The sequence below is a fragment of the Parapedobacter flavus genome (genome assembly GCF_035818675.1).
GTDB lineage: Bacteria > Bacteroidota > Bacteroidia > Sphingobacteriales > Sphingobacteriaceae > Parapedobacter > Parapedobacter flavus.
This window is the reverse complement of sequence record NZ_JAYKZZ010000001.1, coordinates 191,592-216,015: the sequence shown is the minus strand read 5'-3', so window position 1 is coordinate 216,015 and position 24,424 is coordinate 191,592. Positions and strand designations below refer to the sequence as shown.

The 24,424-nt window shown below is 45.0% G+C and carries 15 protein-coding genes; 9 read left to right on the top strand and 6 right to left on the bottom strand.

The features are described 5' to 3' along the window. Positions 1-2: 2 nt before the first annotated feature. From U9S71_RS00940 to U9S71_RS00930, 3 genes are all read right to left on the bottom strand, one after another. A complete protein-coding gene (locus U9S71_RS00940; RefSeq protein ID WP_326324516.1) occupies positions 3-3,191 on the bottom strand; it encodes a SusC/RagA family TonB-linked outer membrane protein in 3,189 nt (1,062 codons plus the stop codon). Between the two features lie 62 nt (positions 3,192-3,253). Beyond that, positions 3,254-5,446 (bottom strand): alpha-glucuronidase family glycosyl hydrolase, encoded by a 2,193-nt coding sequence (locus U9S71_RS00935; RefSeq protein ID WP_326324515.1) that lies wholly within the window; start codon positions 5,444-5,446, stop codon positions 3,254-3,256. Between the two features lie 36 nt (positions 5,447-5,482). Continuing rightward, positions 5,483-6,529, bottom strand: coding sequence for a LacI family DNA-binding transcriptional regulator (locus U9S71_RS00930; protein ID WP_326324513.1), 1,047 nt, complete (start codon positions 6,527-6,529; stop codon positions 5,483-5,485). 347 nt (positions 6,530-6,876) lie between these two features. Between U9S71_RS00930 and U9S71_RS00925 the strand changes: the two genes are divergently transcribed. Then, entirely contained in the window at positions 6,877-10,059 is a 3,183-nt protein-coding gene (locus U9S71_RS00925; RefSeq protein ID WP_326324512.1) for a ligand-binding sensor domain-containing protein, read from the top strand. Further along, complete coding sequence (locus U9S71_RS00920; protein ID WP_326324510.1) at positions 10,034-10,819, top strand: response regulator transcription factor; 786 nt, start codon at positions 10,034-10,036, stop codon at positions 10,817-10,819. Before U9S71_RS00925 ends, U9S71_RS00920 begins: the two co-directional genes overlap by 26 nt. A gap of 17 nt (positions 10,820-10,836) precedes the next feature. Here U9S71_RS00920 and U9S71_RS00915 read toward each other — a convergent pair whose 3' ends face one another. The 3 genes from U9S71_RS00915 to U9S71_RS00905 form a co-directional block, all read right to left on the bottom strand. Then, positions 10,837-13,116: a GH92 family glycosyl hydrolase gene (locus tag U9S71_RS00915; protein WP_326324508.1), complete on the bottom strand. Its 2,280-nt coding sequence runs from the start codon at positions 13,114-13,116 to the stop codon at positions 10,837-10,839. 30 nt (positions 13,117-13,146) lie between these two features. Continuing rightward, positions 13,147-14,064, bottom strand: a complete 918-nt coding sequence (locus U9S71_RS00910) for an endonuclease/exonuclease/phosphatase family protein (RefSeq protein ID WP_326324506.1) — start codon at positions 14,062-14,064, stop codon at positions 13,147-13,149. 115 nt (positions 14,065-14,179) lie between these two features. Continuing rightward, positions 14,180-16,144, bottom strand: coding sequence for a discoidin domain-containing protein (locus U9S71_RS00905; protein WP_326324504.1), 1,965 nt, complete (start codon positions 16,142-16,144; stop codon positions 14,180-14,182). A 479-nt stretch (positions 16,145-16,623) separates the two neighbouring features. Between U9S71_RS00905 and U9S71_RS00900 the strand changes: the two genes are divergently transcribed. The 7 genes from U9S71_RS00900 to U9S71_RS00875 all read left to right on the top strand — a co-directional run bounded on the left by U9S71_RS00900 (position 16,624) and on the right by U9S71_RS00875 (position 24,418). After that, positions 16,624-16,821: a hypothetical protein gene (locus U9S71_RS00900; RefSeq protein WP_326324502.1), complete on the top strand. Its 198-nt coding sequence runs from the start codon at positions 16,624-16,626 to the stop codon at positions 16,819-16,821. Positions 16,822-16,838: 17 nt separating this feature from the next. Further along, the gene (locus U9S71_RS00895; protein WP_326324501.1) at positions 16,839-17,036 is read left to right on the top strand and encodes a hypothetical protein; all 198 of its coding nucleotides are present in this window, start codon (positions 16,839-16,841) and stop codon (positions 17,034-17,036) included. Positions 17,037-17,073: 37 nt separating this feature from the next. After that, a complete protein-coding gene (locus tag U9S71_RS00890; RefSeq protein ID WP_326324500.1) occupies positions 17,074-18,120 on the top strand; it encodes a hypothetical protein in 1,047 nt (348 codons plus the stop codon). Beyond that, positions 18,104-18,541: a MauE/DoxX family redox-associated membrane protein gene (locus U9S71_RS20965; protein ID WP_436410295.1), complete on the top strand. Its 438-nt coding sequence runs from the start codon at positions 18,104-18,106 to the stop codon at positions 18,539-18,541. The genes U9S71_RS00890 and U9S71_RS20965 overlap by 17 nt, the downstream gene beginning before the upstream one ends. Then, complete coding sequence (locus U9S71_RS00885; RefSeq protein ID WP_326324498.1) at positions 18,534-20,318, top strand: O-antigen ligase family protein; 1,785 nt, start codon at positions 18,534-18,536, stop codon at positions 20,316-20,318. The genes U9S71_RS20965 and U9S71_RS00885 overlap by 8 nt, the downstream gene beginning before the upstream one ends. A gap of 12 nt (positions 20,319-20,330) precedes the next feature. Beyond that, positions 20,331-21,578, top strand: coding sequence for a DUF4934 domain-containing protein (locus U9S71_RS00880; RefSeq protein WP_326324497.1), 1,248 nt, complete (start codon positions 20,331-20,333; stop codon positions 21,576-21,578). Between the two features lie 92 nt (positions 21,579-21,670). Beyond that, a complete protein-coding gene (locus U9S71_RS00875; protein WP_326324495.1) occupies positions 21,671-24,418 on the top strand; it encodes a porin family protein in 2,748 nt (915 codons plus the stop codon). Positions 24,419-24,424: the final 6 nt, after the last annotated feature.

The window sequence follows — 24,424 nt, the reverse complement described above, 5'->3', positions numbered from 1 at the left end:
CATTAAAGTGAAACTTGCAACCCTATATTGAATACGCGCTGTAGGGGATACCGCAGGCCGTTTCCTGCCATCTCTACATCCCATAGACCGAATTTACTAAACGACAGTAGGTTGGTTCCGTTAACATAGAGCCTGACATTATCCATATGCATCCTTTCCGCCCAGCGTGTGGGAAGCGAATACCCCACTTCGACCTGTTTGAGCCGGAGGAACGCTCCGTTGCGCATAAACCAGGTGCTGCGCTGTGTATTGTTAGCGATATGGTTGACACTGAACCGTGGGAACAGCGCATACGCATTGCGGTTATCCTCCGACCAATGGTCTTCGGCATAAGCTTGCAGCAACTGGTTGGTGAAATTCGTACCGGAGTTCCGTTCGGCGTCGCTGTAGTAATACGACACGAAGGGAGCCGTAGCATGGGGGTCGATCCAGAACGATTCGCGTGCAGCTCCCTGGAAAAAGGCCGACAAATCGATGCCCTTGTATCCGACTGAAAACCCGAATCCGTATACGATTTCCGGCATGGTCGGGAATCCAAGGGGCACCTGGTCGAGCTCGGTAATCTGCCCATCCTCGTTGATGTCCCGATATTTGATGTCGCCGGCGGTATATTCCCCGAAATTCTGCCTTGGCGAGTTGGCCACTTCCGCATCGTCTATAAATAGGCCTTCGGCAATATACCCCCATTGCTGGTTCATCGGATAACCGACCTTTGATTTCCACCACTCATTTTCGTAATCGTATTCTTCAAATACTTTATAGGCGCTGGTCGCGTAGGTGAAGTTGGCCCGTGCCTGTATCCACATTCCGTTCATAAAATGGTCGTTGTAATCCAACGACATATCCAGCCCTTCGCCGGTCGCCTCGCCGATATTGGCGGCAGGTGTTTGCCATAATCCCATGGAGGCCGGTGTGGATGCCCGGGTCTGCAGGATGTTGGTACGATGCTCGCGGAAATACTCGCCAACGAAATTCCATTTGTTCCAAAGGCCGAGCTCAATGGCGATGTTGGTTTTTGCCGCGGTTTCCCAGGTAATGTTCAAATCGGAATACCGTGATATCGACACGCCGTTGCGGCTCTCCCCATTATTCCGCCCGAAAACCGCCGACCGGTCGGGGTCGTTGACGTCCACTTCCGATAGGTATAGGAACCGGCCAGCGCCGATAGCATCGTTCCCTACCAGCCCGTAGGTTCCCCGCAGCCTGAAATTATTGACTACGGACTTAAACGGCTCCCAGAACCGTTCGTTAGAGATGGTCCAGGCTGCTCCTGCCGACGGGAAAAAGCCAAAGCGTTGTGTTTTGTAGAATCGCTCAGAGCCGTTATAACCGAAATTAAACTCGAGGTAGTACCTGTTGTCGTAAGCGTAGGTCGCACGCCCCGATAAACCGATGTTGCGATACGGCAACGACTCTTGCAGGGTTGATGTATTGGCATCGAGCGCTTCGCGCAGGATGTACACCAGCATACCACTGAGGTTATGCTTGTCGGCAAACGCGCGGTTATAGTTCAGTGCGGCTTCCAGATAAACGGTAGAACTGACCTGCTTCTGCCCGGGGTCATAGGTCAGGTAGTCGGTTCCATTTTCCTCGTTCACGATATTCACCTGGTAGGTGTTGTCACGGATACTATACCCCCCTCTTGTATAATAAAAGGGGGAATATTGGCGCACCAAATCAAAAAATGATATCCGTGCGGTATTCACCAGTGCACGGGCGCTAAGGCCTGGGGTTATAAAGTCAAATTGCTGGTTGACCTGAAATTGCGCATTCATGTTTGATCGTGCGTAATCCTTGTACCCTTTTACCATATCGGCATAAGGGTTCAGGTAATTGCCCTCGGGGGTGTTGCCAAACATGATGTGCTTAACATGCTGGTGATCGTCGTCTATCGGGTAATATGGGGGGAACTTTGCCGGGTTGGCCCGCATGACGCGGGTGTAGAGCCCACCGCCCGAATAAATAGGGCCCGTGTAATCATCAAACGTGCCTGATAGCCGGGTAATCAGCTCGGTGGATGGAGTCAGGTTGATATTGACATTCGCCCGGAGCGATGAGGTGCGCAAATCGATGTTGTTATTGAAATTATTCCGTGGATCCACTTTTAGCACCCCGTTATCTTTGGTAAACGAACCGGCTACATAATACCGCGCAACCTTTCCGCCGCCACTGACACTTAGGTTGGCGCGCTGGTTCATCGTATAATCCTTAAACAACTCCTCCCGCCAATCGACCGTCGGGAAAAGGTAAGACCCCGATCCCGGCACGGTGTTATTGATTTCCTCTTCGGTATACATGAGTTCGCCGAGGGGGTCCCTGGTCAGAATCGCCTCATTATTGAGCCGCATATAGGTTACGGGGTCTGCCAGCTCGATGTTCTTGGTGGGCATAGACATCGAGTTTTCCAACCTGAACGAAATCCGGGCCTTCCCTTCCCGACCTTCTTTGGTCGTCACCAATATCACCCCGTTTGCCCCCCTTGCGCCGTATAACGCGGTGGCTGTGGCGTCCTTCATAATCGAAAAGCTGGCAATATCATCGGGATTGAGCCTAGCCAGGTCGGTGGCAGAAAGTTCGATATTATCAATCAGTATCAACGGATCCTTCTTGTAACCGAACGTCGTGACACCGCGTATGAAAAACTCGGCATTGTCTGCGCCGGGTTCACCGCTCCGCTGGTAGGCAATAACACCTGCGAGGCGTCCGGCAAGGGCTGTGGTAAGATTACTCGATGGGACCTTGAGTTCGGACGGATTGATCGAAGTCACTGAGCCGATTAAATCCGTGCGCTTCTGCTTTCCGAACGCCACGACTACTGCTTCGTCCAACTGTCCGGCTGCCTCCACCAGCCGCACGTCGATAACTGACTGGTTACCGATCACGATTTCCTGCGACTCGAAACCCACCATACTGAACACTAGGACCTCCCCATCTTCGGGCACATCCAATATATACCGTCCATTCATATCGGTGGTTGTACCAATACTTGTATACCCTTGGACAGTCACCGAAACCCCCGGCAATGGCGTGCCGGACGTATCGACAACCCCGCCACGGATTTCTTTCGTCTGCAACAAATAAGGTGGATCGCCAGCATAGGCCGGCGAAGCCAGCATTAGCAAGAAAAAGGGACAGGCCGCTGCCAAGGTGCGCAACAAGACGCCCTTAAAAAAAAGTACTTTTCCCATCATCGTTCATTAATTTTTGTTCATTAAATTGGTTGTCACACTACATAATTTGTCATCTGGTTGTATTAGGGATTATCATTCATTACATGGCTAAAAGGTTTCATATGACGTGTTTTTTGTTCTTTTTCCTTCAGTTCTTCTGCACGATACCGGGGTGCCTCGTAGTGCGCTGGTACCTGCCTGCCCGACACACCGGAAAAATACCACAAGCATGCATCGCGCCACCACACGGCTTCATCCTCTTGAATAGTGAGCAAGCGACCGACCTGTTGGAAGGTTTCGGGATCGATGACTTCTACAAGGGAAGCCCAGTCGCGCTGCATCTGCCGTACCCCTTCCACGCCTCGGTAATAGTGGTCGCACAACGCTTCCCAAAACGTTCGTCCGGAAGCCGTGCGGTAATCCCACGGTATATGGTGGAACCACGTCAGGAACATCTCGGGGCACCGGTGTAAATCTGCGAACGAATCGCGGACGACAGGCGAATACTGGGCTACCGCATTACTGCCAGATGGCGTTCGGTCGAACCCGATGCCCTCTGCGTCGGCGCGGTGGTAGGCCGCCCGCTTCCAAGGCTGCGGACCATAATGATGGCCAACGCTGCTTAGTACATTCAACCCCAACGGGGTCTGGTAATTTACGAGGTGCTCGCGCGATTCCATCATCATTGTCAAAATGGTCTGTACAGCCGACTTATCGGTAGTTAGTGTCATTTTTATCCATTCGGAAGCAACCTGCGATGCCGACAAACGGTGGTCCCAAGCCAAACGTCCCAGCGCATACCAGTTGGCTTGCCCAAACGGATGATAGGTCCAATTGGTTACATCGCCTAGGTTGGAAACACCTGCCATACCCGTTATTTGCTGTCCCTGTAGGCTTCCGTCTATCACACGCGCCACGGTTGCATGTTTACCCGACACATAGGTATCTGCATCCAACACCTCCTTGTATAAGGTGGCTAGGTACACCAGGTGGGTGCTGAACCCGAGGTATTCCTGCGTGATTTGAAACTCCAGCATCTGTGGCGTATTGGGCATCGCACCAAATAATGGCGAAAATGGCTCCCGTGGTTGGAAATCCAGTGGTCCGTTTTTCGTTTGTATAAAAACGTTGGGTAAGAACTTTCCGTCAAACTCTACAAATTCATCATAGGCGTCTTTGACCCGGTCATTCCCCCGGGTTTCATAGACGAAAGCCCGCCAGATCAGCAGACCACCGTGCGTCGCCAATTCCGTAGCAAGCATATTGGCGCCATCTACATGGGTGCGCCCATAATCCTGAGGGCCGGGCTGGCCTTCTGAATTTGCTTTAACCAAAAACCCACCGAAATCCGGAATGAGGCGATAAATTTCATCGATTTTGTCGTGCCACCATCGATGTACGTTAGCATCCAACGGATCGGCGGTTTCAAGGGGACCCAACACCTTCGGCGACGCGAAGTTGACGGAAAGGAAAACGTGGATACCGTAGGGCCGGAAAACATCCGCCAATGCGGCCACTTTCGACAGGTACGCTGGGGTCAATATCTTTGGGGAAGCATTTACATTATTGAGCGCAACACCATTGATACCGATTGAAGCATTAGCTCGGGCGTAATCTACATAACGTTGAGATAACGTGTCTGGTAATGTTTGCCAGTCCCATATCGATAGACCCGCATATCCACGCTCGATGGTGCCGTCCAAATTGTCCCAATGATTGAGCATCCGCCACTGCAATTTGGGCGAACTACTCATTGAAACCCCGTCGAGGTCATGGTGTGTTTGCAGCAAACGAAGAAAATGGAACACCCCGTATAAGACGCCGATGTCTTTATTGGCCGTAATAACAATGGGAGATTGCGGTTTGGACGTCATTTCTCGGATAACATACCCTTCTTCTCCAAGTTGCTGTAACTCGTCCTGTGCGAACTGGTGACGAACATGTGCGGGAAGTTTATCGAACGTAGCGACTACCAATGTACTGGAATCGATTCCAGTTGAAGAACCAGTAGCTGTAGGAAAGCCGATGAGTCCGTGCAAACCTCGATGAAGTTCCATCTTCGCTGCGTCAAGGGTCAACGAACTACCACGAACATCAATGGTTATCAGTCGCTGTTGATAAGACTGAAGAACAGCATAATCCGCTATCCGATCGTATTTCAGCCATAGCCTGCTCCCGGTGTCAGCAAGCGACAGCTTGACGCTCAGGCACCATATGCTGCATACCACCATCAGCAACGCATGATAGTAGGTTATCGAAATTGGTATCGATTGCATAATAGTCTTTGCGTATTCCCTCATTGTCATTTAGCGTTATATAATCAATTCATCCAGTTCACGTTTACTTGATGCACGCTGCACCAATTCTACTGGAATCGTCACCGACATGTAATTCTTACCTGGCTTAATGTAGCCGTTAATCAGCCCCAACATTAAGGAGGCTGCTTGATTTCCAACTTCATACGGATGCTGCTCGACCGATGTAACCGACGGAACCACCACTTCCGTCAGCGGGTCGTTCGAATAACCCACGATTTTGAGATCGTCTGGCAGCTGCAAACCTCTCTTTCGGGCGTGGGTGACCAGTGTCAGGGCTATCGTATCATTGCCGGCGAAGATAGCATCCACCCCCTTTTCATTTGTTAGGATATGATCAAACGTCGAAATCGCATTTTCTATGGTGAGGTCGTGAAAAAAAACAATTTCTTCATCGGGGGTCAACCCATACTTAGCCAAAGCATCACAATATCCTTCATAGCGCTCCCGATAGATTGTACACGTTGTTGCACCACCAATATGTGCGATACGTCGGCATCCTTGTTGTAATAAGTGGTCGGTAGCTAAGTAGCCGCCTTGGTAATCATCCCCTTGGATCTTGTGTGCGGGGTAGCTTTTGGGGGTACGATCAAAAAAAACCAACGGTCGCCCACTTTGCGCAAAAATATCAAATGGCGAAAAATCAGTCGTATAAAGCGTAGCCGAAACGATAAGACCCCCAACCCGCGACGCAAACAATGCATGCACCAGCTCTCGCTCCATTTCAGGCGACTCGTTCGATTGGCAGATCATCAGGTTATACCGTTGCTGGTGAAGGCTGTTTTGTATGGCGGTGATCACGGCCGACTGATAATGACGGGCGATGCGCGGAACGATGAGACCTATGGTATTGGATTTCCTAGTACGCAAGCCAGCAGCCACCGCGTTGTATTGATAACCCAGTCGCTTTGCCTCATTTACTACCTGTATTTTTGTTTCGGCTTTGATATGCGGATGGTCTTGCAATGCCCTGCTTACTGTCGACCGTGATAGCCCCAGCGCAGCGGCGATGTCATTCATCGTTATTTCTGTCTTATTGCTCATTATTTGAATACCCTGTTGCCAATCTTAATGATGTCATGCTTTATGCAATCGATCCCATACATACTTTATATTTTATCATGTTATCGGTACAGTCAAGAAACGATATATGTTATTTAGCTGTCTCTAATCGCTGAATCAACGGTTTTAAATGGTAAAACAACAAAATACGATAATATAAACAATACAAAACAACTCATTTTATCTCAATTATTCATCAATTTATCTCATTTTTTTATAAAACAGCGAAGAGTCAGCTTTCAATACGCGCTCCAGTGATACCCAAACCCAGACCGTTACGCTATCCTCAAATTTTACCACTATCTTTGGCTAAAGAACATGGGAGTTGAATGAAATCGCTTTTGTTGACATATTTCATAGGTGTGTGGGCATCCCTCGGTTGCGTTTACGGCCAACCGTTTTATTTCACCCATTACCAAGTAGAGAACGGACTATCGAACAATGCGGTGCTGTGCAGCGCACAGGACGCCATGGGGTTCATGTGGTTCGGCACCAAAGATGGACTTAACCGATTCGATGGCTATTCTTTCAAGGTCTTCCACAGCGATCCGGATAATCCCAACGGGCTGGGGAGCAATTTCGTGAGGGCATTGTACGTTGATGATTCGGGCTTCATATGGGTGGGCACCGACCAGGGTATTTACCTATTCGACCCGAAGTCGGAAACCTTTTCCATATTCCATCCATCCATTACCAATGAGATACTTGACATACAAGGTGACCACCGGGGCAACGTGTGGTTTATCAACAACTTGACATTATTTCGCTATGACTCCTCTGCCGATAGCCTGGTATCTGTGACAGATCCCGCTACCGTTTCGGTAAGCGCTGTCGGCCTCACCGAAACGGGCGACGCATGGGTGGGGACCATCAATGGCAACATCCTGCATTACGGGGCAACCAGCGGCCTTCAGCGGTCGTACTCCCTCTTCAACCACTCGCCCACGGTCGTGTCGCGATGGGTTGAGCGGGTATTTTGCACCAACAAAGGATACCTGCTCGTCGGTACATCCAAACAAGGCGTCAAAGTATTCGACACCGAAACAGGTACGTATACCGATCTGCTGACGCGAGATGACGATGGCACGGACATGTTTATCCGGGACATCGTAGAGTATCATCCCGATGAGTATTGGCTGGCTACGGAATCGGGTATTTTCGTCTACAATCACCTCAACGGCACGTATATCAATTTAAAAAAAGAACGGGGTAACCCGTGGTCGTTATCGGACAATGCCGTCTACACACTCTGCAAGGACAAGGAAAACAGCATCTGGGCGGGCACTTACTTCGGCGGTATTAATCATTACGCACGTGCAAACACGTTCTTCGAAAAATTCTTCCCACTAGGTAGCGGAAACACCATATCGGGAAACGCGGTACGAGAATTATGCCCGGATAGCTACGGCAACCTGTGGATCGGCACCGAAGACGAGGGGCTGAACAAGATGGACCTCAGTACAGGCCGCATTACAAATTACGGGCCTACCGACGAACCGGGCAGCCTCGCCTATTCCAACATCCATGGCTTGCTCGTTACCGGTGACACCCTATGGGTAGGCACCTTCGAACATGGTCTCGACTTGTTCAACGTCCGCACCGGCAAGGTTATCCGCCATTACAATGCAGAGAACAAGGATGGCACGTTACACAATAATTTTATCTTCAACATTCGCCGCACCCGGAACGGGCGGATCTTGCTGGCAACGGGACGCGGGCTTTATGAATATCTCCCTGCGACAAAGCGCTTCCAACTGGTCCCCGGCTTTCCAGACTTTATTTTTTATACCACGCTTTTTGAAGACAGCCAGGGAACGATATGGGCCGGTACCTGGCGTGATGGCTTGTATTATGCGAATCCCCGGTCGGGGGAAAACGGCTCGTTTTCCCATGATGCACACCTCCCCGGCAGCATCGGCAGCAACCGGGTAAACCGTATCTTCGAAGATAGCAACGGCCATATTTGGGTGGCTACCGAGGGGGGCTTGTGTAAGTTCAATAGCCAGCGGAATGATTTCCAGCGGTATGGTACCACCCAAGGGTTTCCAAGTAACCTTATCCTCGCGCTATTGGAAGACGGTGAAGGTAAGCTTTGGGTAACCACCTCCAAGGGACTCGTGCGGTTTGCGCCGGCAACTGGTGACATCAAAGTCTTTACGAAAGCCAATGGATTACTGGGCGACCAGTTTAACTACAACTCGGCCTACAAAGGGCCGGACGGCACCCTGTATTTCGGCAGTGTAAAAGGGCTCATCCGGTTCAACCCTACCGATTATCTCGAGAACACCTTCCAACCACCGGTCTACATCACCGGGTTGCAAGTATATGACCGTGAATTGGAAATCAACAGCAAGGGGTCGCCGCTCACACAGTCGATTACCTTTATCGACCACCTGGAGCTTAACCATAACCAGTCGTCCTTTAGTATCGATTTCGCAGCATTGAGCTATGTCTCGCCAGACATGACCGAATATGCTTACAAAATGGAGGGGTTGGATAAGGAGTGGACCCACATCCAGACCAATCGCAAAGCGTATTTCACCAAGCTCCCCCCGGGCGACTACGTATTCCGGGTAAATGTGGTCGACAGCAACGGCGATCTCAAGGGCAAGGAAACGACACTCCGCATTACGATTTTACCGCCTTTCTGGGCCAGCATCCCGGCTTTTTTAGGTTATGCCTTACTCGTTATTGCCGGTGTTTGGTATGCCATAAGAAGTTACCACCGCCGGATACGGGAAAAGAACAAACGCAAACTCGAACAGCTACGGCACCGGAAAGAAGAAGAGCTATACCGCGCCAAGATCGATTTCTTCACGAACGTGACGCACGAAATACGCACCCCACTCACCCTCATCAAGGCACCCTTGGAGAAAGTGATGAAGAAGGCGGAAGAACTACCCACCGTGCGTAAGCACCTGCAGACCATGGAGCGGAATACCGAACGACTGCTGGAGCTGACTGACCGACTGCTCGATTTCAGGAAAACCGAGGTAAACGGATACCGGTTGAATTTCACCGAGATGGACGTGACCAAGCTCGTGAAAGAAAATTATACGGCTTTTAAACTCGTGGCCTCGCAGAAAGGCATCAAGCTTACCTTTGTACCCCCGCCCGCCACGTGCGTTGCGGCGGTAGACAAAGAAGCATTTACGCAGATTATCGGCAACCTACTTACCAATGCGCTAAAGTACGCGGAGCGCTCCATTGAAATCATCATGCAGTCCGAATCGACGGATGCTGTGGCCATCCTTGTTAAAAACGACGGCTACCTCATCCCCTTGTCGATGCGGGAAAAGATTTTCGAGACTTTCGTACGGTTGAAGATGACCGACAACCAACACGGATCCGGCCTGGGATTGGCGCTGGCCCGCTCACTGGCACAGCTGCATAATGGCACGCTGCATTTAGCGAATCCCGAAAACGGAATGAATGTATTTGTACTGACACTACCCCTTAAGCAACAACCCCTTAAGAAACAACGAAATGGAATCAAAATCGACAACCACTGACAAACCAGCCATCTTGGTGGTGGATGACCATGTAGAAATCCTCGATTTCATCGTGGACGACCTCAGTGCCGATTATGAGGTACTGCAAGCAGCGCATGGGAAACAGGCATTGGAAGTGCTCGAGGCACACCCGGTTCAGCTGGTTGTCAGCGACGTGATGATGCCCGAAATGGATGGCTATGAATTGTGCCTGCGCATCAAATCCGACGTAACACATAGCCATATTCCCATCATCTTATTAACCGCCAAGAATACGCTGCAATCTAAAATCGAAGGATTGGAATATGGCGCTGATGCCTATATCGAAAAGCCATTTTCGCCCGAACACCTCCAAGCTCAAATCGGTAGCTTACTTGCCAACCGCAATAAAATCCGCACCTATTTCGCGAGCTCACCCTTGGCACACATCATCTCCATGGCACATACGAAGGCTGACACGCTGTTTTTGGAAGAACTGGACACGTTGATCCATGAGCACATGGGCGACGTAGGCTTCGATGTGGAGCACCTCGCCGAAAAGATGCATATCAGCCGGCCGACATTATACCGCAAAATCAAAGCGATATCCGATTTAACACCCAACGACCTTATCAACGTAGCCCGCCTAAAGAAAGCGGCTGAATTGCTCAGCGAAGGGCGGCACAAAATCTACGAAGTATCCGATCGGGTGGGTTACAGCTCACAGACCCATTTTGGGCGGAACTTCCAAAAGCAATTCGGTATGTCGCCCAGCGAATACATAGCCAAACATAAGCAGTGAAACGGCATACGCTATATTTATGGTCCGTGTTGCCCGTTTGAAAACGAATAGGGAGTGTCTTCCACGGCCGTTCCCCGCAACTTGTTGGGCTGGTTGTCCATCGTGAAGATCAGTTCAGCGCCACCGGTCAGTGTTTCATGCGTTACGTAGTTTTTTTCATACGACTTACCATCTACCGTCAACGATTCGATATAGCGGTTTTGCGGCCGGTTGTTGGCTGCCGAGATCGTAACCGTATTTCCGTTTTCCAAGTGCAATGACACCTTTCGGAAAAGCGGCGAACCGATTACATATTCATCCGACCCGGGGCATACCGGGTAGAAGCCCAACGCAGAAAACACATACCATGCGGATGTCTGGCCGTTGTCTTCATCGCCACAGTACCCATCGGCGGCAGGCGAATAGAGCTTATCCATAATTTCCCGCACCCGGTACTGTGCTTTCCAAGGCTGCTTGGAGTAGTTGTACAGATAGGTCATGTGCTGGATGGGCTGGTTGCCGTGGGCATACTGCCCCATGTTCATGACCTGCATTTCGCGCATTTCGTGGATCATCCGCCGGCTTTGCATCCCGTCGTTGCTCGGCACAATGAACACGGAATCCATCATCGTATTGAACATGTTGTCTCCCCCCATCATATTAATCAGCCCTTGTGGATCATGGAATACACAAAAGCTCCAATGCCAGCTGTTCCCCTCGCAAAACGGCCAGCTCCAATCGCTGGGATTGAAATCGGGGTCGAACATGCCGCGGTCATCGCGACCGGCCATGAGCCGACGGCTGGGATGGTAGACGTTCTTGTAGTTCATCGCGCGTTGTGCATAGATACCAATTTCGCTCTCCGGCTTCCCCAATGCCTTGCCCAGTGTATAGATGGTCCAGTCGTTATAGGCATATTCGAGCGTACGCGCCGTGCTGTGCCTGATGTCTACATTGTCGGGCACATAACCGATGTCGTTATAGTATTGGTAACCCACCCGACCGGACGCCGTACCTTCCAGGTGATTATTGGCGCCATGTTTCAGGGCTTCCCAGAGCAGTTCGATGTCATAGCCCCGAAGGCCCTTGATGTACGCATCGGCGACAACGGAAGCCGAATTGTTGCCGATCATGATGTTCCGGTGCCCCGGACTGGCCCATTCGGGAAGGTACCCGCTCTGTTTGTACGCATTGATAAGCCCTTCCTGCATCTTGATGCTCATGGAAGGGTAAGCGAGGTTCAACAATGGAAACAAGCTCCGGAAGGTATCCCAAAAGCCGGTATCCGTAAACATATACCCGGGATGAATGCCACCGTCGTAGGGGCTGTAATGGACGATTTGGCCGTCGCCGTCGATTTCATAGAAAGCGCGGGGGAAGAGTACCGAACGGTAAAGGCAAGAATAGAAGGTACGCAGGTTATCGATGTTGTCGTCTTCCACCTCGATGCGGCCAAGTACGTCATTCCAAGCAGTTCTCCCCTTTTCGGCCACGTGGTCGAAGGAGTCGCTTCCAAGTTCCTTCAGGTTGCGCTCGGCCTGCTCAATGCTGATAAACGAGGAGGCAACGCGAGCATGGACCTGTTCACCGCGCTCGGTCCGAAAGCCCACAAGGGCACCGGCATGATTTTCTTCCGCTTCCAGTTCATCCTCACGGATGATGCTATCGGCCACGGTTGCCTGGTAGGTAAACGGCTTATCGAAATGGATCACAAAATAATTCTTGAAGTTTTCCGGCACGCCGCCACTGTTGCGCGTGGTATATCCGATGATCTTGTTCTCCGAGGGGATGACCTTTACGTACGATCCCTTGTCGAATGCATCGATGACCACATATGCATCCTCCGTCTCGGGAAACGTAAACCGGAACATGGCAGCCCGCTCGGTTGGCGCGATTTCTGTCGTCACATCGTGGTCGGCTAGGTACACTTTGTAATAGTAAGGTTTTGCAATTTCAGCTTTATGCGAAAACCAGCTCGCGCGCTCATCTTGATCGAATGTAGGGGAGCCGGTGATGGGCATGATGGCGAATTGTCCGTAATCATTCATCCACGGGCTAGGTTGGTGTGTTTGCTTGAATCCGCGGATTTTATCGGCGGTATACGTGTATAACCAGCCGTTGCCCATTTTGCCGGTCTGTGGCGACCAGAAATTCATGCCCCAGGGCATGGCAATAACGGGATAGGTATTCCCCGTGGAGAGCTCGTATTTAGACATCGTACCCATGAGTGGGTTGACGTAATCTACGGGTTCCTGGGCGAGCACCGCTATCGGGGCAAAAAACAAAAATAAGCCGGCTAATTTTTTCAAGTATGTCATCAGTTGAATGTTATTTTGCGTAATGGATAATTAAAAATTTACGGTTACGACCACCGGGTTGTGATCGGAAGGAAGCCGCGCCCGGTGCTTAATCAGTGAAACCTCATCGGGAAAGTTGGCCGATTTGACGGAATCTGCGGGCACCTCGGTAGTGGAAAAATAAAAATCGGTGAGCAACCCGTAGCGCTCAACCTGAATCGTCGGACTTAAAAAGATATGGTCGATCCGGCTGTTGGTTTTGAGGTTGATGTCGAAGTTGTTGAATGTACCCGTTGGTGCGTACCGTAAGGCCGCAACTTCGTACGCATCGACCAATAGGCCCGAATCGTGGATCACGGCGTAGTTCGCATGGGTTTGATCGACATTGAAATCACCGGTTAGCACGACCGGATCCGATGAGGCCATGGCCCGTATTTTCTCCAGTACCAAGGCGGCACTCTTCTCCCGGGCCACTACACCCCGGTGATCCATGTGCAGGTTGAAAAACCAAAAAACCGTACCCGTCTCCTTCTCTTTGAAATGCCCCCAGGTGCATATCCGCGGAAGTGCGGCATCCCATCCCTTGTTGGGGTAGGTGGTCTCTTCTGACAACCAAAAATGCCCCGACTCCAGCAGCTCAAATTTATCCTTCTTCCAGAAAATCGGTGCGTATTCGCCCTTGGTTTTGCCGTCGTCGCGGCCGACACCTACATAGGTATAGTCGGACAAACAACCCAGCAGGTCTTCCAATTGGCCATGCAGTACCTCCTGGGCACCCCAGATATCAAAATTATGGTACTGCACCAAGTTACAGATAGCGGGTAAACGCTGTTCCCAGCCGTTACCCTGCTTCGCGTCATTGCTGTTTTGGTTGCGCACGTTGTATGACGCTATCTTCAACTGCTGACCATAGCCGATTAATGCAAAACAAACGGCCGGTATAAATAATATAAAACGTCTTTTCATCATGTCAAAGTTAAGCTAAATCGTTTAAACTATTTCCTATTTTTCGCAAACTGTCATTGTAAGCATCGGACAACTGGTGATATTTCGGAATGGAGCGCTGGGCTGGCGTTAAAAACATTTACCACCACACCTGTTGTCCGTTTTCGTAGGTGAATATTCGTTCCTCTTTGCCCTTCGTTCTATTGTGAAGAATGAATAACGCATCAGACGGGCAATTCGCAAACTCCAAGACCAGGTCTTTTGCGATTTTCTTTCCCAGCGAAACCCACTGTCCCTCCATCCAGTAGGCCAATTCGTATTCATCACCTATTTCAACCTCGTTTCCATCCCCGCGCATAATGCATGTTACACGGTCAATGGCGACCGAGTCCTTGAAATCCATGCCAATCCAACTACCCGAACCATTCGGAGCATCGAAGAAGGTTAACAGGTCGCCATCAAAAGCTGCCTGTTTTGTATAGCCGTCCTCTGTTCGGAAAGACCCGTCTGTGCCCATAATGTCGCCTACGACAGGCGCGTTCCCCCGCTTGAAAAACCGCAGCTCGGCGACGTTCGAATGACCATGCGGTGCAGACAATACCCGCCAATACCGATATCGCTTCCGTTCCGGATTGAGCGCCACCTCATTCTCGAAGTTGTCAAACACGTGGAACGTCACCGAATCGCTAAAATCGCTCCGGTTGGCGCCCTGGATCTTAGCACCGATTTTTCTCAGGTTGGTACGATAGGCCGCCGAAAGCAACGGGAATTTCCGCTGTAGTTTCAACGTTTGCTTTCGTGAGGTGTCGGCTTTGATCGTTTGGATTTTATTACCCAAATAGACGATAAACGGGGCTCCGATGGGCTCAACGCCATCATAGCCGTAATTAACGGGCAAGTAGAGCACGTCTTTACCGATGCTTTTAAAACTCGCTTTACCCCGTTTGTTTTCTCCCCAAGCTAAAACTTCCCAGTTCCTATTGTTAAAAACTGCCAGATACACGTAGTCATTATCCGTTTTGACGTTTAATTCAATATCAATGGTTGACATGTATTCGTCCGTGACATCTAGAATATACGGTGTCGAAAAGATCCGGGGAACAGTTTGTTCGTTTTTGATCAACAACTCTAATTCCTTATTTATTCCATATGTACGCCGATATACCTTGGCCATGATGTGATCTTTCTTATGGGGGCTTCCAATAGTCGAGTTAGCCCCTTCGAATACCGTATTTTTCTTGGTATTTTCATGAAGAAAATCCCACGAATGCCCCAGGCTCCTGAACGGCCATTGCGGGGTGAAATCCATACCCGTGGGTATGCCGTTTGCTCGCATTACGGCATTGGCCAACGTCCCGTACTCATTACAGGGTCCGGATGGGATACTTAGCAATGTCTTTAGCTTAATGATGGGTGTATGGCTTTCCGAATTCAACATTGGGTGCATCTCATTCCGCAGCGCCGCATTGATTGTATTTGCCGCATTGTACGAGCTGTTTGAATAAATTGACGAATAACTCAGGGGCATTAACAGTTTGTTGTATCTTTCATAAAAGAACTGCTTCCAATCATCCAACACCTGCCCTTCAATCACTTTGTACGGCAGGATAAACTCACAAAATTCCTCAAATGACAGATGCTGCGACCAAGGTTCGTTATTCCATACCTTAAATGAATGCTCGATATTACTGATTAGGTATTCTGCCGTAATAACTTTCGCATCTGCTATTTTCCTGTAATTAAGGTTTTCATTTTTTAACAATATAGTCTGGTAAACGCTGTCCTTGATAGGGAAAGGTGCATCCCGCAAGCTGTCCATGGCATGCTCTATTTGAGCATGGAAGTTTTCAATGGTCTCATCCATCACAAATGAATAATGGAAGGCCATATTTTTAATAAGGTATTCCGCCGCTCTGTGTTTCAGGCTATCTTCTGGGTTTCGGGAATAGTGGGCAAGTACATACTCCAACTCTCCCCTGTTTCCTCCGGCTTGCCGCAATACATCGTCGATATCACCGACTTGCAGGTTGGTGCACGATAATGGTATCGTTAATCCAAAGGATAACAAGGCGGCCAGGCAAGTTATCTTAACGGATATATTCATCAGATTTTTTCAATTTTGTTAGTGATATTACCTTATTTATTAGAGCTTGTTTACAACAATTTCTTCAAAGATAGTTTTCCAGTCTTCTATCAACGACCCCAGCACCCCATACTTTGTAAAGCATTGGTTTAGTTTTGTTAAGGGGAGTTTTTATCATAAATGGCGGCACTATTTTTAGATTCAGATTCAGTATCAAGATCCGCCAACCTTCAGCAACCCTTTCATACGGTGTTAGCACAAGTACGATTTCGGAGCAATCGTATACTTAGAGTTGCGATACTATAGCAATACAAATAATCAGCCTCTATTGACAAACCAACAGGGCGCATAAACAAATAATCAGCTGAATATCTTTGATTTGCCATTAATAAAATAGAATATTTGCAGTGCAATACAGGCTCAAAAATCGGTTTAAATTTTAAACAGAAACGGTATTGTAGCTTGCAGGTCATTTATTTTCGCTAAATTTTATTAACATCATGGAAAAGAAAACAGCTTTAGGATTAACCCTCGCAATTATTTCGGCGCTTACAATTAACGGCGTTATGGCAGACACTGAGTCAGGTGGGGGTAGTGGAGGAAAATGTAAAGAACCTCTCTCAAACACTTGCTACAACATCTACAACAAAGATGGTCAATTGATATCATCCAAAAAAGGAGTATTACACATTGAATAGTTTTAAACGTTAATAGCATGAAAAAGAAAACAATTTTAGGGTTAACTGCTGCAATCGTTGCTGCATTTACAATTAACAACGTTAGAGCAGACGTTGAAGGAGGAAATGACGGAGAGTGTGCGGCTCCGCACTCAAACACTTGTATGGTTGTTCATTTGCCTTGGCCTTTGAAAGATAAAGTTATCCCGGGGGTTCTCACCATTATTATTGATTAAGAAAAGGGGCGTGTAGCCCCTTTTTTAAACCTTTACTATGAAAAGACACATATACCTTATAATTTTTGGTATTGCAATATCAATGGCCGTTTTAGCCTTTCTTTATTATAATTTTTCAACAAATAGAATAAGCGATCAGTATTTGAAAAATGGGGGCTTTGAAAGAAAGCTTTTATCGCTGAACCTATCTCTTGAACAAAAATACGGTCTTAATAAAGGATATTATAGGATTGTTGGGGCAGATCATGATAAAGTCATCATTCACGAGTTAAATGCAAGCAACTTGGTTGTATTTAACCCCGATCATACGAAAGAAACCATTCAACTACCCAATGAAATAATTCCGGAAAACATTTTTAGTATATCAATACCCCCCTATGATAAAAAGCTTATTGATATACATTGTAATAATGACAATAAAATATTCGTATTCGATACCAAGACCCAAGAAATAACGTCAATATTCGTGTTTACAACATTTTTTGAAAAAGCAGTCAGGGCTTCAGAAAACAGCTTTTATACGTTCATACAGGGCGACAAAAGGAATGAAACCATTCTGACCCACATTCAATTTGACGAAAATGGTAAAGAGCATATTATAAAGTCGAGCAATATAATAAGGCGGTCGATGACTGACGACGGTATTTTGCAAAAATATAACGGAGATCTATTGTATGTCAACTATTATAATAATACGATTGCATTAATAGACTCCGGTCTTAATAAAGAGTTGTTATATCATACAATCGATACCATAACTACAGAGCCTAAAACGGTTACCATTCGAAATGGGACTATCACAAAGTTCGTTAAGGCACCGAGGCCGGTTAATCAATTGGTACAAACATTCGATAATTTTTTGTTTGTTAACTCGTATGTGAGCGCGGATAATGACAAAGATAATTTTCCAAGAGGAACCAGTGACCTGATTGATGTATACGATATTGAGGATGAACTAAAATATGTTGGCACTATCTACCTTAAACGAATTGACAATAATCGTATTATAGATTTTTTTGCAGATGAAAACACCTTGGTACTACAGTATACAGACAAGATATTAGTCTATGATATTAGTCTATAAGTATAGGAAATATTTACTTTTTTTCCTACATTGCTTGATATTTGCAGTATTTTCATACTCTGTCTTTTCAAAAGCATCGAATTTTGATTACTTTATAAACAATCTCGAGAAATCTCCATTTTTATCAAATATAGATGCAAAAACAGTAGGCATTTTAATTATAATAATAGAGCTTTTTGTTCCTTTTTCTTTGTTCTTTGAAAAAACGACCTATATAGGATACCTTCTTTCTTTTTTCCTTTTCTTTATATTCACAGGATACCTCTTGATGATGTTTAATTTCAGCCCATACTTACCTTGTAGTTGTGGCGGATTTATTGAAGCGCTGTCCTGGTCTCAGCATATATACTTTAATGGGGCATTCTTAGTCATATCTGGAGGGCTCTTTTTTGCCAATAGATTCGATTTAAAAAATGAGTAGCATCAATCTATTAACATATCGGCATTTTATTAAAATCAGCAAAGAGGCTACAGTAATATTATCTTTTATAGGAACTTTTATATACTCCTTAACCGACTATCCGTTTGCATTCAATTTTGAAACATATGAACATGGAAACTATACGATTGCTTTTACAATAGCTATTGCAACCGTCATATGGTCTTTGCTTTCTATATTCGACGATGACGATAGTTCTATCTTAATCATAATCCCCCTTTTTTTTCATCTTTATTGGATAGATAGCGGCAATGAATATGCTTCCGTTCTGGCTGCATTTGTTGTTCATTTTTTCCTTCTTAAATCTCTTTCGCTACATCGGCTAAAGCAGATAATGTATATTGTCCTTTTCTTATATTTAATTCAATTCGTATACACTGCATATCATTTATATATTGGAGAAATGAGTGACAAGCTTAGCTTCTACAATACCGGGGTTTTTGCCATCTATAGTATTGTTTTTATACCTTTATGCCAATACTTGGCTAGTAAAAATCTTAGTGGCGGATACTATAAGCTGCTTTTTAGCCTATACGTAATAGCAATCTTATTAATCATATTCTTTGTGAAATCTAGAACTGCTATGATAGCCGTTTTTCTGGCTTTCTGTTTTCCTGTCCTTTTTAATTGGATAAAGCGGCAATCCATATATGTCAAAGTGTCACTGCTTTTCGCTTTCAGTTTGCTCTTTTTATATCTGCTAAACTACCTTTTCCACATCAAAGAAGATTCATCTATTGGAAGAGTGTTGATGTTAGACATCGCTTTTTCAAATGTTAAGGAATATTGGTTTAGTGGTGTTGGCTTGGGGAATTTTACGTGGTACTATCCACAATGGCAAGCAGATTATTTTAGTATAGTAACCTCGCCGGATCTCGGCTACTTTTTAAATGCGGGTGAATCGTATGTAATTTTTAATGAATTTGTCCAACTATTTCTTTCCATTGGTGCGCCTCTATTTGTTTTATTATGCTACCTGATCGTACGTTTTTTTTATTTTAGAATACCAGCAATACCAGCCGAAATTGACCTGTTAAAAATGATAAAAACAACGTTCACTATCATATTAGCATGTTCCTTAACCTATTACACGCTTCATATTAATGTCGTACTATTGATAACTGCATATTATGCAGCAATTTCTTGGAAGATATTAGAAAAGGGTCGCTTCCTATTAGCAGGAAAAATATCATTCTCAAAACAACTCATCCTCATATCTTGTTTTGTTGCACTGTTTTTCGTTTATCAAAAGTATGAGGCAATCCATAACTGGGTGGATATAAAAAACCCTCCTTATGTGTCCATAACCGATGGAAAGTCTGAAATAAGCTCTATTTTATCCCAACTAAAAAATGACGGTAAATTTTTAGCTGAGTACGGTAACTATATTTATGAACATCATGGCGATATCGAAAAAGCAATCATTCTTATCGAAAAGGCAAAAAGGAACTTTATCTCAAAGGAAAGTATAGAGAATCTTGCGTATCTTTATGTAGAAGAAGGAAACTACGAAAAGGCAATCGAGAATTTTGAATGGTTGGTTAACTATATACCAAGCAAATTCAGCAATCGGTTAGAACTGCTAAAGCTTTATCAAAAAAATCTCAACCTGGATAAAGCGAAACATTTGGCAAAGTATACGCTGAATATGCCAATAAAAATACCCTCTAAAGAAGTTGATTTTATTAAAAATGAAATCGCACGAATAAGTAAAGATTTAGATAAAAACATGACTGATTGTGAATACGGTCATCGTTGATTAAATTTAACCATGAGATCATATATTTTACATACGCTATTGGTGGTAGTAGCGATTTTGCTCGTTGTAAATAATAGTCAGGGACAGGAAAGTCCGGTGGATACATCAACTATCAGAACACTACGAATAGATCCAACAACAGCCAGTGGCGGAAATATGTCCCAAGTTTTTGATGAAATAAATTTCATTCCATTGGAAACAACGAAAGAAAGTGTTTTTGGAGATATTGGTCAATTGGAAGTTACCGAAAGCCTGTTCATCGTGTTTGACCATGACACGAAATGCATATTGCTATTTGACAGAAAGGGCAAATATAAGACCAAAATAGACGTGGGTAAAGTAATCGGAGGTAGATTAAGTCCAGAAGATATTGATGTATATGGTTTTGAATTATACAAAAAAAGTTCGGACTATATGATCGAAATACGTACGGCGAGTAATGTTTACGTCTTTGACACGAATGCAAAACAAATCGATCACTATAATCGCAACAGCAATGCCCACATATCAACACAAGAATACATTTTCAAAGATTCCGTCAAACTCGTCAGTTACTACCAAAACAAGAAAAGCGAAGACAAAGCACTTTATGGATACGCTTTGTTGAAAAACACACAGGTACTTGGTAAATATTTCGAGATCGATACGGGAAAATATAGTAAAACAGGTGATTTTGCTGTCGGTGGGCCAAGCTTTATAGAAACCGATAATCCCGAGGTGTTACATGCCGTAAGGTATTATGATTATAATATATACCAAATAACTAGTAAAGGCATTTCTATTGCCTACACGCTGGTTTTTCCAAGCACGAACACGATACCCTATGATTTCAACAGAAACAAGAAGTATCTCGGGAAAAAATTGGATTATTTCTTTAAAAACCCGGAAAACATATTTGGCATTGGGTATACCTATCAAATCGGAAAGTACCTTTATGTTAAATGCGGTTCCCTTAGCGCTAATATTAGAAGAAACGGTTCCTTTGTATATGATCTCGAAAATGATTATCTGATTTCTCTGAATAGATTGGACCCTGATAGCCTTTCACATCATCTTCCTGTAATAGGCAGGTGGGATAATGATTTTAAGAAATATGACGGACAATACCTATACGCTTCTTTGTCTTCATTGGAGCTGTTTAGCTATCACGAACAGGTCAGAATGAAGGGATATAATTATCCTGCTGCCATGCAAAATTACTTTAAAAACGGCGACAAAAAAGATAATCCCGTTATTATCCAACTGAAACCCAAAAAATAAATGAAATGCCCTTATAGATGCAACTAATACCCCCTGCATTCATTTTGGTTATGTGCCTCCTTAAATTACCCGTCTTTGCTCAAAATAACACGGTGGAAAAAACAGGGGTTGTTAAAGGGCTTATCAGAGATAGTGTACATAACCATGCCATCAAGTCTGCCACTGTAGCTATCTACGCCGTACCTGACGGCAAAGTTGTCAGCTATCAGGTAAGCAATAATCTTGGTGAATTTTTGTTTAAAGACATTCCTACGTCGACCAATTTAAAATTAGTAATAAGCAACATAGGATACCAACAATTTTCAAAGAAATTCACTTTTCCGGATACCACGTCCACGTATGATTTTGGAGCGGTATTCATTGACTTAAAAATAAACGAACTAGAGGAAGTGACCGTTACGCCTCCCCCTGTGCAGATGAACGGCGATACATTGGAATTTAACCCCGCTGCTTTTGCATTAGATAGTAATGCCGTTGTACATGATTTGATGAAAAAAATACCCAATATTACGTTGTGGGGGGACGGAACAATTACGGTAAATGGGCGGGAAATAAAAACCTTGCTCGTCAATGGGAAAGAATTTTTTGGTGGAGACCCGAAGATATCAATAGAAAATATACCAAAAAACGCTGTAGACAAGATACAAGTATACAACACGTTGGCTAATTCCAGGAACCTACTGGACTCGAGTCTGAACATGAATCTGAAGCTAAAGCCAGGCAAAGAGGTTGGTTATTTTGGCAAAATAGGAGGAGGATACGGTACAGGCAATCGGTTCGAAACAGACCTGAACTTTAACGCGTTTTCCCCAAAACTACAGGTTTCGCTTGGAGGAGCCAGCAACAATGTAAACAAAATCCCAAGCAGCATCAATACGCTACTGAGAAACAGTACATACAAAGGAGTTGGGGTTCAGATAGATTATATGCCGGATTTCAGAACATCCGGCATAAACCAACCAAACTCAGTCGGGTATACGTTTAAATACGATTTTGTTGATCCGGTTGCTAAAACTCAAAACAAAAATGCAATAAGTAGTAAATACTTCCTTCAAAACAACCAGATTCAACAAAAAGGAAACAGCCAGACAACAACTGCAGTAAACAATCACGGCAATATTTTAGAGAATAAACGTGACCACAATATTGCTGACCGCACAGGCCAACAATTTAACATGGATTATCAGTTTGCAAAAGACAGATACTATTTTATCGTTTCTCAAAACGTCAATTTGGACCACAACAAGTCTAGCAACCATAGCACTAATATTTCATCAAATGATGATGGACAAATCGTTAGTCAAAGTACCAATACCAATTCGAACAATGGTAATGAAAAATCCTATGGCTTTAACACAGCTTTGGGATATGAGCCAAATATTTGGGACCTTGAAAGTAGGTTCTCCGGTGTCGATGTTGACTATTCCTTGAATATTAGCGAAAAAAGCAATAAGATGGAATCTTTTACATCTTTTCAATCCATAAATGATTCAACAAAAAACAAACTTTTTAGTCGCAATTATAACACCCGCTCGCAAAGTATCTCCCAAAATATAAATATCAATTTGCCAAATATTATTCAACTGATTCTTGGCGTAAACCGTTTTCACTTATTTGATATTAACATGGAGAATGGCTTGCTGGTAGAAAACAATAAAAATAACAATAGAGTATACGATTATGACGGTGCAACAAACGGATTGTTGCCTAACCAGTACCTCACCAATGTAGCAGAATATAATTCATTGATATACGAGCCCGTATTGATGCTCCATAAAACAATCAGCAAAAGTTTAACCAATAGGTTTGATCGATCATGGGGTTTTTCTTTCCGTGTAAAAGGGCAACTCTATTATCAGAACAACCGATCGGATAAGGATTTTCAAGATATAAATCGCACCTATACAAGCTTGCTACCCAGCTTTAAAGTAAATTTCTCAGATAACCAATATGGCGAATACCGAAGAAACGTCGTCCTGGGTTATGACAACAGAACGGTTATTCCTAGTATCGGGCAAATAGCGCCGCTGACTGACAGCATGAACATATATAGCATACAGATTGCAAATCTGGGTTTAAAAGAAGAGCGAGTGGAGTCTGTTAGTATGAAGTTTAAACATATCAACGAAAGGAAAAATAATTTTGAATATGAACTTGCTGCAAGCTATAATAGAGCCCAAAACGGAATAATCGATAAGATTCTGATCGACGCCCAAAATATACGAACAAAACAAGCAATAAATAATAGTAATAATGGCACTTATGATTTATCGGGACGGATAAAAAAATCCATAAAATTAAAAGAAAGTGAAATGCAGCTCCACTATAACACACGCTATAATCACAGCAAAAGACAAACCAATATAAATGACACCTATAACACGTGGTATACAGATTATTTTAACAATAGATTAATCGTAAACTTCACTCTTAACGAAAACATTGCTGTTGAAGCAATACAAACCGTAACGAACTCATTCAGCAAGGATTTAAATGAAAGAGCTTTGTTTAAGAATACCGATTTTTCGACGGCTTTTAGCATAAGTTACCATGTCAACAAAAGATTAACGACGAATAGTAATATCTCGTTTTCCAAAAATATGTCTACAGGCTCAGCCGCTATTAACTATAATATATGGAACGCAAATGTCGCATATCGGCTACTCAAGGGGAATAACTTAGAGGTTAAACTTTCAGCCCTGGATTTATTACGTCAAAACACTTCCATCGTTAACTTTAATCAAGAAGGTGTGCTTGTTACAGGAAATAGAAACGTTTTGCAACAATATTTTATTTTTGGAATTTCCTATTATCCACGCAGATTCGGTTTCCGTAAATAACCATAA

Bases quoted from the DNA above. Each gene is read 5' to 3' on its own strand.
- U9S71_RS00880 (WP_326324497.1), top strand. From the start codon at position 20,331: ATGAGATCATATATTTTACATACGCTATTGGTGGTAGTAGCGATTTTG.
- U9S71_RS00890 (WP_326324500.1), top strand. From the start codon at position 17,074: ATGAAAAGACACATATACCTTATAATTTTTGGTATTGCAATATCAATG.
- U9S71_RS00900 (WP_326324502.1), top strand. From the start codon at position 16,624: ATGGAAAAGAAAACAGCTTTAGGATTAACCCTCGCAATTATTTCGGCG.
- U9S71_RS00920 (WP_326324510.1), top strand. From the start codon at position 10,034: ATGGAATCAAAATCGACAACCACTGACAAACCAGCCATCTTGGTGGTG.
- U9S71_RS00940 (WP_326324516.1), bottom strand. From the start codon at position 3,191: ATGATGGGAAAAGTACTTTTTTTTAAGGGCGTCTTGTTGCGCACCTTG.
- U9S71_RS20965 (WP_436410295.1), top strand. From the start codon at position 18,104: ATGATATTAGTCTATAAGTATAGGAAATATTTACTTTTTTTCCTACAT.
- U9S71_RS00910 (WP_326324506.1), bottom strand. From the start codon at position 14,064: ATGATGAAAAGACGTTTTATATTATTTATACCGGCCGTTTGTTTTGCA.
- U9S71_RS00885 (WP_326324498.1), top strand. From the start codon at position 18,534: ATGAGTAGCATCAATCTATTAACATATCGGCATTTTATTAAAATCAGC.
- U9S71_RS00915 (WP_326324508.1), bottom strand. From the start codon at position 13,116: ATGACATACTTGAAAAAATTAGCCGGCTTATTTTTGTTTTTTGCCCCG.
- U9S71_RS00895 (WP_326324501.1), top strand. From the start codon at position 16,839: ATGAAAAAGAAAACAATTTTAGGGTTAACTGCTGCAATCGTTGCTGCA.
- U9S71_RS00925 (WP_326324512.1), top strand. From the start codon at position 6,877: ATGAAATCGCTTTTGTTGACATATTTCATAGGTGTGTGGGCATCCCTC.
- U9S71_RS00930 (WP_326324513.1), bottom strand. From the start codon at position 6,529: ATGAGCAATAAGACAGAAATAACGATGAATGACATCGCCGCTGCGCTG.
- U9S71_RS00935 (WP_326324515.1), bottom strand. From the start codon at position 5,446: ATGCAATCGATACCAATTTCGATAACCTACTATCATGCGTTGCTGATG.
- U9S71_RS00905 (WP_326324504.1), bottom strand. From the start codon at position 16,144: ATGAATATATCCGTTAAGATAACTTGCCTGGCCGCCTTGTTATCCTTT.